The following is a 13,296-nucleotide window of genomic DNA, read 5'->3' as shown; positions in this document are numbered from 1 at the left end:
CCAGGACTTTTCCGCTGTTCTCGCTGACTCTGGCGGACTTGGCCGCTAGTCTCCGACGAGAGCCAACGGGCAAGCGTGTTGCTCGTAGCTCCCCAGGTGTGGGGCGACTAGGTTCCTCACCGGTCCGTATCCGACAGTTCAACATCCGAGGTGACGTAGGCGTGGCTCTTCCGCCCCTTACCCCTGAACAGCGCGCAGCCGCGCTCGAAAAGGCCGCCGCGGCTCGCCGGGAGCGGGCCGAGGTCAAGAATCGACTCAAGCACTCCGGCGCCTCCCTGCACGAGGTCATCAAGCAGGGCCAGGAGAATGACGTCATCGGCAAGATGAAGGTCTCCGCCCTGCTCGAGTCCCTGCCGGGCGTGGGCAAGGTCCGCGCCAAGCAGATCATGGAGCGACTCGGCATCTCCGAGAGCCGCCGCGTGCGTGGCCTCGGTTCGAATCAGATCGCTTCCCTGGAGCGTGAGTTCGGCAGCACCGGCTCCTGAGTCCGGGGTACTCCGGACGGGGAGTCCCGGGCACTCCGGGATTGCTGGAATAATCGCTGCATGAGTGAACGTCCGCGACTGACCGTGCTCTCCGGTCCCTCCGGGGTCGGCAAGAGCACGGTCGTCGCCCATATGCGCAAGGAACACCCCGAGGTCTGGCTCTCGGTGTCGGCGACGACCCGCAAGCCCCGTTCTGGTGAGCGGCACGGAGTCCACTACTTCTTCGTCACGGACGACGAGATGGACAAGCTGATCGCCAACGGCGAGCTGCTGGAGTGGGCCGAGTTCGCCGGCAACCGCTACGGCACGCCGCGTGCGGCTGTGCTGGAGCGGCTGGAGGCGGGTGAGCCGGTGCTCCTGGAGATCGACCTCCAGGGCGCCCGGCAGGTCCGCGAGTCCATGGCCGAGGCCCAGCTGGTGTTCCTGGCTCCTCCCTCTTGGGAGGAGCTCGTGCGCAGACTCACCGGACGTGGCACCGAGCCGCCCGAGGTGATCGAGCGCCGCCTGGACGCGGCGAAGGTCGAGCTGGCGGCCGAGCCGGAGTTCGACGTGACCTTGGTCAACACCTCCGTCGAGGACGTGGCCCGCGAGCTGCTAGCCTTGATGGACGTTGTGTGATCGTGGCTGATCGTTGAAGCTTGGTCGTTTCGCTCAGGCTTGATCACTCACCCTGAATCTTTCCCATCCATCGGAAGGTAGAGCGTGTCCTCTTCCATCTCCGCGCCCGAGGGCATCATCAACCCGCCGATCGACGAGCTCCTCGAGGCCACCGACTCGAAGTACAGCCTCGTGATCTACGCGGCCAAGCGGGCCCGCCAGATCAACGCGTACTACTCGCAGCTCGGCGAGGGCCTCCTCGAGTACGTCGGTCCGCTCGTCGACACCCACGTCCACGAGAAGCCGCTCTCGATCGCCCTGCGCGAGATCAACGCGGGTCTGCTGACGTCCGAGGCCGTCGAGGGCCCGGCGCAGTAAGTAGTATTTTCAGCTTTGAGCTGGCTTTTCCACAGGCCCGGCAGTGTCACTGCCGGGCCTGTGGTCTGCTCGGGGGTGCGGGGGTCGGCCCCCGCTGTGATGCAGCATGGAGTCGTCGGTTCAACGGTCGGTTCAACGAGTGGGAGGCCCGGTGGACAAGCCCAAGGTCGTTCTGGGGGTCAGCGGTGGCATCGCCGCTTACAAGGCCTGTGAGCTGCTGCGCAGACTCACGGAGTCCGGGCATGACGTCCGGGTCGTGCCCACCGCCTCCGCGCTGCACTTCGTCGGCGCCGCCACCTGGTCCGCCCTGTCCGGCCATCCCGTCTCCACGGAGGTCTGGGACGACGTCCACGAGGTCCCGCACGTCCGCATCGGCCAGCAGGCCGACCTGGTGGTCGTCGCCCCGGCCACGGCCGACACGCTCGCCAAGGCCGCACACGGCCTCGCCGACGACCTGCTGACCAACACCCTGCTCACCGCCCGCTGCCCGGTCGTCTTCGCGCCCGCCATGCACACCGAGATGTGGGAGCACCCGGCCACGCAGGAGAACGTGGCGACGCTGCGCCGCCGCGGCGCTGTCGTCATCGAGCCCGCCGTCGGCCGCCTCACCGGCGTCGACACCGGCAAGGGCCGGCTGCCCGAGCCTGCGGAGATCTTCGAGGTCTGTCGCCGGGTCCTGGCCCGGGGCGTCACCGAGCCGGACCTCAAGGGCCGGCACGTCGTCGTGAGCGCCGGCGGCACCCGCGAGCCCCTCGACCCCGTCCGCTTCCTCGGCAACCGCTCCTCCGGCAAGCAGGGCTACGCCCTCGCCCGCACCGCCGCCGCCCGAGGTGCCCGCGTCACGCTGCTCGCGGCGAACACCGGGTTGCCCGACCCGGCGGGCGTCGACGTCGTCCAGGTCGGCACGGCCGTACAGTTGCGGGAAGCGGTCCTCAAGGCGGTCACGGACGCCGACGCGGTGGTGATGGCGGCCGCCGTCGCGGACTTCCGCCCGGAGACGTACGCCACCGGAAAGATCAAGAAGAAGGACGGCCAGGACCCGGACCCCATCGTCCTGGTGCGGAATCCGGACATCCTCGCGGAGATCTCGACCGCCCGCGCCCGCCCCGGCCAGGTGATCGTCGGCTTCGCCGCCGAGACGGACGACGTCATGGCCAACGGCCGTAAGAAGCTGGAGCGCAAGGGCTGCGACCTCCTGGTCGTGAACGAGGTGGGCGAGCGCAAGACCTTCGGCTCGGAGGAGAACGAGGCGGTCGTCCTGGGCGCCGACGGCAGCGAGACCCCGGTACCGCACGGGCCCAAGGAGGCCCTGGCCGAAACTGTGTGGGACCTGGTGGCGCGGCGACTGGGGTGAATGTTTGATGCGCTGCGGGCTTCGGTCGAGCCTTGCTCGATTCGGGTGTGGCGCCCCTGGCCAAGGGCGCCTGGCATTGGGCAGAATGCCCGTGCCGCAGGTCACAGCGCTCCCGAGAGGCGAGACAGGGGCCCCGTGGCCGAGCGCGACAGATAAACTGTCCTCGGACGACGCCGGGCGCAGCCCCCGTCCCGTCCGCCAATGATCAGCCAGCAGCCGCTGCAACCACAGGGAGCGTTGTGTCCCGTCGCCTGTTCACCTCGGAGTCCGTGACCGAGGGTCACCCCGACAAGATCGCTGACCAGATCAGCGACACCATTCTCGACGCGCTTCTGCGCGAGGACCCGACCTCTCGGGTCGCCGTCGAGACCCTGATCACGACCGGTCTGGTGCACGTGGCCGGAGAGGTCACGACCAAGACGTACGCGGACATCGCGACGCTGGTCCGCAACAAGATCCTCGAGATCGGCTACGACTCCTCGAAGAAGGGCTTCGACGGCGCCTCCTGCGGTGTCTCCGTCTCGATCGGCGCGCAGTCGCCGGACATCGCGCAGGGCGTGGACACGGCGTACGAGACCCGCGTCGAGGGCGACGAAGACGAACTGGACCGCCAGGGCGCCGGTGACCAGGGCCTGATGTTCGGCTACGCGACGGACGAGACGCCGACGCTGATGCCGCTGCCGATCTTCCTGGCGCACCGCCTGTCCAAGCGCCTCTCCGAGGTCCGCAAGAACGGCACCATCCCCTACCTGCGCCCGGACGGCAAGACGCAGGTCACCATCGAGTACGACGGCGACAAGGCGGTCCGCCTGGACACGGTCGTGGTCTCCTCGCAGCACGCGAGCGACATCGACCTGGACTCGCTCCTCGCGCCCGACATCCGGGAGTTCGTGGTCGAGCCGGAGCTGAAGGCCCTCCTCGACGACGGCATCAAGCTCGACACCGAGAACTACCGCCTCCTGGTCAACCCCACCGGCCGCTTCGAGATCGGCGGTCCGATGGGTGACGCGGGCCTGACCGGCCGGAAGATCATCATCGACACGTACGGCGGCATGGCCCGCCACGGCGGTGGCGCCTTCTCGGGCAAGGACCCGTCCAAGGTGGACCGCTCGGCGGCGTACGCCATGCGCTGGGTCGCCAAGAACGTCGTCGCCGCGGGCCTTGCCTCCCGCTGCGAGGTGCAGGTGGCGTACGCGATCGGCAAGGCCGAGCCGGTCGGCCTGTTCGTGGAGACCTTCGGCACGGCCAAGATCGACGCCGAGAAGATCGAGAAGGCCATCGACGAGGTCTTCGACCTCCGCCCGGCCGCGATCATCCGCGACCTCGACCTGCTCCGCCCGATCTACGCCCAGACCGCGGCCTACGGCCACTTCGGCCGTGAGCTGCCGGAGTTCACGTGGGAGCGGACGGATCGGGTGGAGGCGCTGCGGAAGGCTGTCGGGCTGTAGGGCCTGACTCCACGGGTTTGTACGAGGCCCGGCGTCCTTTTGAGGCGCCGGGCCTCGGTGTTGCCCGATGCCCGCGTGGAAAGCAGCGAGCGGTGTGCGAGGCGGGCGAGTGGGCCGGGGGAGCGTGTGTACCGCCGCTGTGGGGGACTCGGGCACCGTCGGTTGTCAGTGGCGTTTGGTAAGAATGCAAGCGTGAGCAGCGAGAACGCGAACGGCGGTGGCGGGGCCGAGGGGGCGCCGCCCGAGCAGCTTGCACTCATTCGGGAGAGTGTGCGGAAGGCCAAGGTGCCCAAGGCCAAGCCGCGGACCTGGCGGGGGGCCGCGCTGGCCAAGGAGTTGCCCGTGGCGCGGGTGCTGGTCGACAAGGGTGTGCTGCACCTTGATCGGTACTTCGACTATGCCGTGCCGGAGGAGCTCGATGCCGACGCGCAGCCCGGGGTGCGGGTGCGAGTGCGGTTCGGGGCCGGGCGGCATCGGGTGCGGGACGGGCGGCGTGAGGGCGGGGGCCTCATCGACGGGTTCCTGGTCGAGCGGGTTGCCGAGTCCGACTACTCCGGGCCCCTTGCGGCGCTCGCGCAGGTCGTTTCGCCTGAGCGGGTGTTGAGCGAGGAGCTGTTGGGGCTCGCGCGGGCCGTTGCCGATCGGTATGCCGGGGGGCTTGCCGATGTGTTGCAGCTGGCCGTGCCGCCGCGTAGTGCGCGGGCCGAGCAGCGGCCTTCGCCGGAGGCGCTTGCGGCTCCCGGTAGGCCCGAGGTGGGGTCCTGGGGGCGGTATGAGCGGGGGGCCGTCTTCTTGGAGGCGCTGGCCTCCGGGGGTGCGCCGCGGGCCGTGTGGAATGCGCTGCCCGGGCCCGAGTGGAGTGAGGAGCTGGCACGTGCCGTCGTGGCGACGCTGGCTTCCGGGCGTGGGGCGCTGGTCGTCCTGCCGGACGGGCGGGCCGTCGCGCGGGTGGATGCCGCCCTGACGGCGCTGATGGGGGCGGGGCGGCATGCGGTGCTCACCGCCGATGCCGGGCCCGAGAAGCGGTATCGGGAGTGGCTCGCGGTGCGGCGGGGTGCCGTGCGGGCGGTCGTGGGGACCCGGGCCGCCATGTTCGCGCCGGTGGAGGATCTCGGGCTGGTCGCGCTGTGGGACGACGGCGACGACAGCCACAGCGAGCAGCACGCCCCGCAGCCTCATGCGCGTGAAGTGCTGCTGCTGCGGGCCGCGCAGGACAAGTGTGGGTTTCTGCTGGGGAGTTGGAGCTGCACCGTGGAGGCCGCCCAGCTTGTGGAGAGCGGCTGGGCCCGGCCGCTGGTCGCCGGGCGGGAACGGGTGCGGGGCGCGGCTCCGCTCGTACGGACCGTGGGGGATGCGGATCTTGCGCGGGACGAGGCGGCTCGGGCCGCCCGGCTTCCCACTCTCGCCTGGCAGGTGGTGAGGGAGGGGCTGCGGCAGGGCCCGGTCCTCGTGCAGGTACCTCGGCGGGGGTACGTGCCGCGGATGGCCTGTGCCAACTGCCGGGCGCCCGCTCGGTGCCGGCACTGCTCCGGGCCCCTGGAGGCGCAGGGCTCCGGGGCCGAGCTGCGGTGCGGGTGGTGCGGGCATGAGGAGGGTGCCTGGCACTGTCCCGAGTGCGGTGGGTTCCGGCTGCGGGCCCAGGTGGTGGGGGCGCGGCGGACCGCCGAGGAGCTGGGGCGTGCCTTTCCCGCCGTTCCGGTGCGGACCTCCGGACGTGAGCATGTGCTGGACACCGTGCCGGGCACGCCCTCGCTGGTCGTCAGTACGCCGGGGGCCGAGCCCGTAGCGGAGGGCGGGTATGCGGCGGCCCTGCTGCTGGACGGCTGGGCCATGCTCGGGCGGCCCGATCTGCGAGCGGGGGAGGACGCCCTGCGGCGGTGGATCGGTGCTGCCTCGCTCGTGCGGCCGCAGACTGCCGGCGGGACGGTGGTCGTCGTCGCCGAGCCCACGCTGCGGCCCGTGCAGGCGCTGGTGCGGTGGGATCCCGTCGGGCACGCGGTGCGGGAGCTTGCCGAGCGGGCCGAACTGGGGTTTCCGCCGGTGTCCCGGATGGCTTCCGTGGCGGGGCCGGGGGAGGCGGTCGCCGAGTTTCTCCGTACGGTCGAACTGCCGCCGGAGGCCGAGGTGTTGGGGCCCGTGCCGATGCCCGTCACTGCGGTGGGGCGGCCCCGGCGCGCGGGGGCACCGCCGCCCGGGGAGCACTGGGACCGGGCGCTGATCCGGGTGCCGCCCGGGAGCGGGACCGCGTTGGCTTCCGCGTTGAAGGCCGCTCAGGCGGCGCGGATGGCGCGGGGCGGTGGGGATGTGGTTGCGGTGCGGGTTCGGATTGATCCGCCTGATATCGGGTGAGCCTGCCGTTGCCGTTTGCCGCCTGTCGGTTTGCGGTCCTCTGCCCGTGAGGCCGGCTTTCCGCGGCCCGGCATGCCGCTGCCCTCCCGGTTGCGTTCCAGGAGGGCAGAGTGAGGAGGCGTCAGCCGTTGCGCGGGCCGGGGAACGCCGTAGGCCGGGCCTCGTCGCGGAGGGCGGGGCTGCCGGCCGTCGGCTGTGTCGGCATGGAACGGGCCGCGGGGACCGTCGGCACCGTGGGGAGGGCGGTGGTGACCGTCCGGGATCCCGAAGTCTCGGTCGCACGCTCGTTCTCCGCCGCCGACTGGGCGGCGGCACGGCGGGCACCGTAGCGGCGGTGGACCGCCTGCTTGGTGACGCCGAGGGCGGAACCCACCGCGTCCCAGGAGAAGCCGAGCGAGCGGTCGAAGTCCACGGCTGCCGTGACCAGGGTTTCGACGCTGTCCCGCAGCTCCTGGGCGAGACGGACGGTCGGGGCGGGGGCACGTCCGTAGACGACGAAGCCCGTGGAGGGACCGGAGCGGCGCGGGCGGTAGACGTTGCCCAGTTGGGCGGTGAGCGTGCGCAGTGCGTCCACCTGCCGGCGGACCCGCTCGATGTCCCGCACCAGCAAGTGCAGGCTGGCCCGAGCCTGGGCGTCGTGGGTTGCGTGGTCGGCCATGAACAAGCCTCTCGAACCGGCGTGAAAAGGAGAGGGCCGCGAATTCGGCGCATGCGGCCCGTTGTGGTCAACTCTTTCTTGACCAACGCGGGAGCGCTCCGCGGGTCACGCAGTGGGGGCGTGTGGGCATATGCCTACGCCCCTGGGTGGGGGTACGCGCCTCGGCCTTCGGCCTTGGATGCTTCCCCGCCTTCGCACCACCGGTTTCCAGTCGGCCAAGAGGCTGGACTCTCCTGTGGAGTTGCCCGCCGGCGGCGGCTTTCCGTTCGTGGCAGGGGCGTACCGGGGCTTTCAGGGGGCGCATTCGGTCGTGGCGTTGCCGACGTGAGCCCCTGCGCCCTGCACCCATAGACTTGTGTGTTGCCCCAACCAACCCCGCCCGAGAGGCCCGTACCCACCCATGAAGCTTGTCTTCGCCGGTACCCCCGAGGTCGCCGTTCCCGCTCTGGACGCTCTGATCGCCTCCGGGCGGCACGAGGTGGCCGCCGTCGTCACGCGGCCCGACGCGCCGGCCGGCCGTGGGCGCAGGCTGGTGGCGAGTCCGGTGGCCGAGCGGGCCGTGGAGGCCGGGATCGAGGTGCTCAAGCCCGCCAAGCCGCGTGACCCCGAGTTCCTCGAGCGGCTCAGGGAGATCGCGCCCGACTGCTGTCCCGTCGTGGCCTACGGCGCCCTGCTGCCCCGCGTCGCCCTCGACATCCCGGCCCATGGCTGGGTCAACCTGCACTTCTCGCTGCTGCCCGCCTGGCGTGGGGCCGCGCCCGTGCAGCACGCCATCATGGCGGGCGACGAGATCACCGGAGCCTCCACCTTCCTCATCGAGGAAGGGCTCGACTCCGGGCCCGTCTACGGCACCGTCACCGAGGAGGTCCGGGCCACCGACACCAGCGGTGACCTGCTGACCCGCCTTGCCTTCGCGGGGGCCGGGCTGCTCGCGGCGACCATGGACGGGATCGAGGACGGCACGCTGAAGGCCGTACCGCAGCCGTCCGAGGGGATCACCCTCGCCCCCAAGGTCAACGTCGAGGACGCTCACATCGACTGGAGCGCTCCCTCCCTGCGCGTCGACCGTGTCGTGCGCGGCTGCACCCCTGCCCCGGGTGCCTGGACGGTCTTCCGTGGCGAGCGGCTCAAGCTCATCCAGGTGCAGCCGGTGCCCGGGCGGGACGATCTCGCTCCCGGTGCGCTCTCCGTCGGGAAGAACAACGTGTACGTCGGAACCGGGTCGTACGCCGTCGAGCTGCTGTGGGTGCAGGCGCAGGGCAAGAAGCCGATGCGGGCCGCGGACTGGGCGCGGGGCGTGCGGATCGGGGACGGGGAGAGCCTCGGGGCCTGACCGACGGTGCCTGACTGACGGTGCCTGACCGGGACGGCCTCGGGGCGTCACCAGCCGTACGCCTGGCCGAGGGTGCGACGTAGGCTGGTCGTACATCTCATCCAGCAATCCGGAGCACCTTTTCGTGAGCGACACCTCCCGTCGGCCCCGCAAACCCGGCAAGCCCTACCGACGGCCCAAGAAGGACCCCGTCCGCGTTCTCGCCTTCGAGGCGCTGCGTGCCGTGGACGAGCGGGACGCGTACGCCAACCTCGTGCTGCCGCCGCTGCTGCGCAAGGCGCGGGAGAAGGGCGACTTCGACGGGCGGGACGCCGCGCTCGCGACCGAGCTCGTGTACGGGACGCTGCGGCGGCAGGGGACGTACGACGCGGTCATCTCCGCGTGTGTGGACCGGCCGCTGCGCGAGGTCGACCCGCCGGTGCTCGATGTGCTCAGCCTCGGTGTGCATCAGCTGCTCGGGACGCGGATTCCGCCGCATGCCGCCGTGTCCGCGTCCGTGGAGCTCGCGCGTGTCGTTCTCGGTGACGGGCGGGCCAAGTTCGTCAATGCCGTGCTGAGGAAGGTCGCCCAGGACGATCTCGACGGGTGGATCCAGCGGGTCGCTCCGCCCTACGACGAGGATCCCGAGGAACATCTCTCCGTCGTGCACTCGCATCCGCGGTGGGTCGTCTCGGCGCTGTGGGACTCGCTCGGTGGTGGACGGGCCGGCATCGAGCGGTTGCTGGAGGCCGACAACGAGCGGCCCGAGGTGACGCTGGTCGCACGGCCGGGGCGGGCCACGACCGCGGAGCTGCTCGGTGAGGAGGCCGCCGTCCCGGGGCGTTGGTCACCGTATGCCGTGCGGCTGACCGAGGGCGGGGAGCCCGGTGCGATCGAGGCCGTACGGGAAGGGCGTGCGGGGGTGCAGGACGAGGGGAGTCAGCTGGTTGCCCTTGCGCTTGCCAACGCGCCGCTGGAGGGAACCGACGAGAAGTGGCTTGACGGGTGTGCCGGGCCTGGGGGCAAGGCGGCGCTGCTCGGGGCGTTGGCCGCCGAGCGGGGGGCCAGGCTGCTTGCCTCCGAGAAGCAGCCGCATCGGGCGGGGCTCGTGGCGAAGGCCCTGGAGGGCAACCCGGGGCCGTATCAGGTCATCGCTGCGGATGGGACGCGGCCGGCTTGGCGGGCCGGGAGTTTCGACCGGGTGCTGATGGATGTTCCGTGCACCGGGCTGGGGGCTTTGCGGCGGCGGCCGGAGGCGCGGTGGCGGCGGCGGCCGGAGGATCTGGAGGGGTTTGCGCCTCTGCAGCGGGACTTGTTGCGGGCGGCTCTTGATTCTGTGCGGGTGGGTGGGGTCGTCGGGTACGCCACGTGTTCGCCGCATCTTGCCGAGACGCGGGCGGTTGTCGAGGACGTGTTGAAGCAGCGGGCTGATGGTGAGCTGATCGATGCTCGGGCGTTGTTCCCCGGGGTCCCGGAGTTGGGGGAGGGGCCTGATGTGCAGTTGTGGCCTCATCTGCATGGGACGGATGCGATGTATGTGGCGCTGATTCGGAAGGTGGGTGAGGTGGGCTGAGGCGGGCCTTGGCTGTTTTCGCCCCCGCCGCCCCTACCCGTCCCCCGCTTCGGCCCTGAACGGGCCTCGTCCTCAAACGCCGGACGGGCTGAATGATCCTGACACCCCGCCCCCGTCCTCCCGCGCCAGCCGATGCGGCCACCACACCCTCGGGCCCACGTCCAGGAACAGCGCCGTCACCAGGACCGAGCGCACGATGAACGTGTCCAGGAGTACCCCCAGTGCGACCGCGAAGCCGATTTCGGCGAAGGCGACCATGGGGAGGGTGCCCAGGGCGGCGAAGGTGCCGGCGAGGACCAGGCCGGCCGAGGTGATGACGGCGCCGGTGGCGGCGAGACCGGTGACGACGCCGGCGCGGGTGCCCTGGTGGGTTGCCTCCTCGCGGATGCGGGTCGTGAGGAAGATGTTGTAGTCGATGCCCAGCGCCACCAGGAAGACGAAGACGAACAGCGGGAAGTCGGTCGTTTCGCCCGCGTAGTCGAAGAGGTGGCGGAAGGCCAGTGCGCTGATGCCCAGCGCGGCGGCGAACGACAGGATCACCGTGCCGACCAGCAGGAGTGGGGCGATCAGGGCGCGGAGCAGGGCGCAGAGGATCAGCAGGACCACGACCAGGACCAGCGGGATGATCAGTATGTTGTCGTGGGTTGTCGCCTTGTCCATGTCCAGGAGGGCTGCCGTACCGCCGCCCACCTGGGCGTCCGCGTCCGGCACGTCGTGGACGGCGTCGCGGACCCGTTCGACGGTCTGTTTCGCGGCCTCGCTGTCGGCGGGGGGCGTCATGGTCGCCTCGAAGAGCACCTTGCCGTCGTACGACGGTTTCGTGCCCGGGGGGAGGCCCAGCGAGTCGGGGACGACGCCTTGTGTGTCGGCTACGGCGCGGCCCACCTGCACGGCCTGTGCCTGGTTGCTGACGATGACCAGCGGGTCGCCGCTGCCGGCCGGGAAGTACCGGGCGGAGACCTCCTGGCCGGTGATCGAGTCGGGCTTGTCGGTGAACGCGTCGGCGTTGCTCAGCCCCTCGGCGCGCAGTTGGATCAGGCCGAGGGAGCAGACGGCCAGGGCTATGGCAGTGACGGCCCAGACCATGCGTGGGCGGTGGGCGATACGGCGGCCCATGCGGGCCCAGACGCCTCGCTTCTCCGGGTTCTCCGTACCCATGTGCGGGATCACCGGCCAGAAGATCCAGCGGCCGCAGATGACGAGGAGGGCGGGGAAGAGGGTGAGCATGGCCAGGAGGCCCACCGCTACGCCGATCGCGGCTACCGGGCCGAGGCCCCTCGTCGAGTTCATCTCCGCCGCCAGCAGCACCAGCATGCTCAGGACGACGGTCGCGCCGGAGGCTAGTACTGCCGGGCCCGCCCGGTGCAGGGCCAGGGCCATCGCCTCGTGGCGGTCATCGTGGCGGCGCAGTTCCTCCCGGTAACGGGCGACGAGCAGGAGTGCGTAGTCCGTGCCCGCGCCGAAGACCAGGACCGTGAGGATGCCGGCGCTCTGGCCGTTGACGGTCAGGCCGCCGTGCTCCGCCAGGAGGTAGATGAAGGCCTGCGCGGTGAACAGGGCGACGATCACGGCGAGGAGGGGGATCAGGAGCAGGGTCGGGCTGCGGTAGGTCAGCAGGAGCATGACGATGACCACCGTCATCGCCGAGAGCAGCAGGGTGGAGTCGATGCCCTCGAAGGCCTCGGCGAAGTCCGCGGACGTGCCGCCCGGCCCCGTGATGTGCACGGCCAGCCCGCCGCCGCCCTCGCCGACGACGTCCCGGATGGAATCGACGGCGGGCGCGATGCGCTCCCAGCCCTTCTCGTCCATGGTGATCGGGACCTGGACCTGGGCCGCGCGCGGATCCACCTCGCGGTCGAAGACCGGCCCCCGCGTCCCGGCGCCCCGTATGCCGTGGTCGGTCAGCTGCTTGAGCTCGGCCACGTCCTCGGTGATCGCAGCCCGGTCCTGGGCCGTCAGGCCGCCGTCACGGGCGTAGATCACGACCGCTGGGATCTGCTCCGGCCTGAAGTTCTCGGAGATTTCCAGGACTTGAGTGGACTCCGCCGACCCCGGCAGCCAGGAGGCCGCGTCGTTGTCCTGCGCGTCGGTCAGCTTCTGGGCGAACGGCGCCGTCAGGAACAGCACCGCCAGCCACAGGAGAAGCACCACCCACTTGGCGCGTCGCCCGCAGACCAGGTGCGCGACGCCCCGCTGTCCCGACGGCGTCCGCTGGTTCTCCTGGTTCTCCTGGTTCTCCTGGGTCCCCGTCATGGCCACCCCCGCAGCCGTATGTGCAGCCGTATGTGGAGCCGGTCGGCCGCCCAGCATGGCATGCGCGAACCGGACACAACATCCGATGAACGTCTCAGGACTGTACCGGCGCGAACATTCGTGCTCCGGCATGGCAGTCTTGGGTCATGGCCCCGCAGATCAACCCCAGCATCCTGTCCGCCGACTTCGCCCGCCTCGCGGACGAGGCCAAGGCGGTCGAAGGCGCCGACTGGCTCCACGTCGACGTCATGGACAACCATTTCGTCCCGAACCTCACGCTCGGCGTGCCGGTCGTAGAGTCCCTGGCCCGGGCGACGGACACCCCGCTGGACTGCCATCTGATGATCGAGGCCCCCGATCGGTGGGCGCCCCAGTACGTGGAAGCGGGGGCCTCCTCCGTCACCTTCCATGTCGAGGCCGCCGCGGCCCCTGTGAGGCTGGCCCGGGAGATCCGGGCCAAGGGCGCGCGTGCCTCCATGGCGCTCAAGCCCGCGACGCCCATCGAGCCGTACGAGGATCTGCTGCCCGAGCTCGACATGCTGCTGATCATGACGGTCGAGCCGGGCTTCGGTGGTCAGGCGTTTCTCGACATCATGCTTCCGAAGATTCGCCGCACCCGCGAGTTGATCAGCAAGCACGGCCTTGAGCTGTGGCTCCAGGTGGACGGCGGAGTCTCCGCCTCGACCATCGAGCGGTGCGCCGAGGCCGGCGCCGATGTCTTCGTCGCCGGTTCCGCGGTGTACGGGGCCGAGGACCCGGTCGAAGCGGTCCGTGCCCTGCGTGCACAGGCGGAGGCGGTCACGAAGACCGCAGCCTGGGCATGCGACCACTGAACCAAGGGAACGTGAACGGCGCCCATCAGGGCGGATCAAGAGCGCCGGATCTGCAA

10 protein-coding genes and 1 pseudogene are annotated in these 13,296 nt (G+C 70.8%); 9 read left to right on the top strand and 2 right to left on the bottom strand.

Translation table 11 applies throughout. The features are described from left to right. The first annotated feature begins 161 nt into the window (after positions 1 to 161). The 6 genes and pseudogenes from ADL12_RS43825 to ADL12_RS43800 all read left to right on the top strand — a co-directional run bounded on the left by ADL12_RS43825 (position 162) and on the right by ADL12_RS43800 (position 6,611). Positions 162 to 485, top strand: a complete 324-nt coding sequence (locus ADL12_RS43825; protein ID WP_003977346.1) for an integration host factor — start codon at positions 162 to 164, stop codon at positions 483 to 485. 33 nt (positions 486 to 518) lie between these two features. Then, a pseudogene (gene gmk, locus ADL12_RS43820) lies at positions 519 to 1,103 on the top strand (guanylate kinase); the annotation flags it as partial. Between the two features lie 84 nt (positions 1,104 to 1,187). Continuing rightward, positions 1,188 to 1,460: a DNA-directed RNA polymerase subunit omega gene (rpoZ, locus tag ADL12_RS43815; RefSeq protein WP_003988945.1), complete on the top strand. Its 273-nt coding sequence runs from the start codon at positions 1,188 to 1,190 to the stop codon at positions 1,458 to 1,460. 151 nt (positions 1,461 to 1,611) lie between these two features. Further along, positions 1,612 to 2,814 (top strand): bifunctional phosphopantothenoylcysteine decarboxylase/phosphopantothenate--cysteine ligase CoaBC, encoded by a 1,203-nt coding sequence (coaBC, locus tag ADL12_RS43810; RefSeq protein WP_062714003.1) that lies wholly within the window; start codon positions 1,612 to 1,614, stop codon positions 2,812 to 2,814. A gap of 239 nt (positions 2,815 to 3,053) precedes the next feature. Then, positions 3,054 to 4,262, top strand: a complete 1,209-nt coding sequence (gene metK / locus ADL12_RS43805) for a methionine adenosyltransferase (RefSeq protein ID WP_062714001.1) — start codon at positions 3,054 to 3,056, stop codon at positions 4,260 to 4,262. 192 nt (positions 4,263 to 4,454) lie between these two features. Further along, complete coding sequence (locus ADL12_RS43800; RefSeq protein WP_062713999.1) at positions 4,455 to 6,611, top strand: primosomal protein N'; 2,157 nt, start codon at positions 4,455 to 4,457, stop codon at positions 6,609 to 6,611. Positions 6,612 to 6,732: 121 nt separating this feature from the next. Here ADL12_RS43800 and ADL12_RS43795 read toward each other — a convergent pair whose 3' ends face one another. Continuing rightward, positions 6,733 to 7,269, bottom strand: coding sequence for a hypothetical protein (locus ADL12_RS43795; RefSeq protein WP_062713997.1), 537 nt, complete (start codon positions 7,267 to 7,269; stop codon positions 6,733 to 6,735). Between the two features lie 400 nt (positions 7,270 to 7,669). Between ADL12_RS43795 and fmt the strand changes: the two genes are divergently transcribed. Further along, positions 7,670 to 8,602: a methionyl-tRNA formyltransferase gene (gene fmt, locus ADL12_RS43790; protein ID WP_062713995.1), complete on the top strand. Its 933-nt coding sequence runs from the start codon at positions 7,670 to 7,672 to the stop codon at positions 8,600 to 8,602. Positions 8,603 to 8,726: 124 nt separating this feature from the next. After that, positions 8,727 to 10,154: an RsmB/NOP family class I SAM-dependent RNA methyltransferase gene (locus ADL12_RS43785; RefSeq protein ID WP_062713993.1), complete on the top strand. Its 1,428-nt coding sequence runs from the start codon at positions 8,727 to 8,729 to the stop codon at positions 10,152 to 10,154. Between the two features lie 72 nt (positions 10,155 to 10,226). On the opposite strand, the gene ADL12_RS43780 is transcribed toward ADL12_RS43785, so the two are convergent. After that, positions 10,227 to 12,407 (bottom strand): MMPL family transporter, encoded by a 2,181-nt coding sequence (locus ADL12_RS43780; RefSeq protein WP_062713991.1) that lies wholly within the window; start codon positions 12,405 to 12,407, stop codon positions 10,227 to 10,229. 146 nt (positions 12,408 to 12,553) lie between these two features. Here ADL12_RS43780 and rpe point away from each other — a divergent pair, with 146 nt between their 5' ends. After that, complete coding sequence (gene rpe / locus ADL12_RS43775; protein WP_062713989.1) at positions 12,554 to 13,240, top strand: ribulose-phosphate 3-epimerase; 687 nt, start codon at positions 12,554 to 12,556, stop codon at positions 13,238 to 13,240. The last annotated feature ends 56 nt before the right edge of the window (positions 13,241 to 13,296 follow it).

Source organism: Streptomyces regalis, from assembly GCF_001509475.1.
Classification (GTDB): Bacteria; Actinomycetota; Actinomycetes; order Streptomycetales; family Streptomycetaceae; genus Streptomyces; species Streptomyces regalis.
The sequence above is the reverse complement of the archived record's forward strand: the minus strand, read 5'-3'. Positions and strand labels throughout refer to the sequence as shown.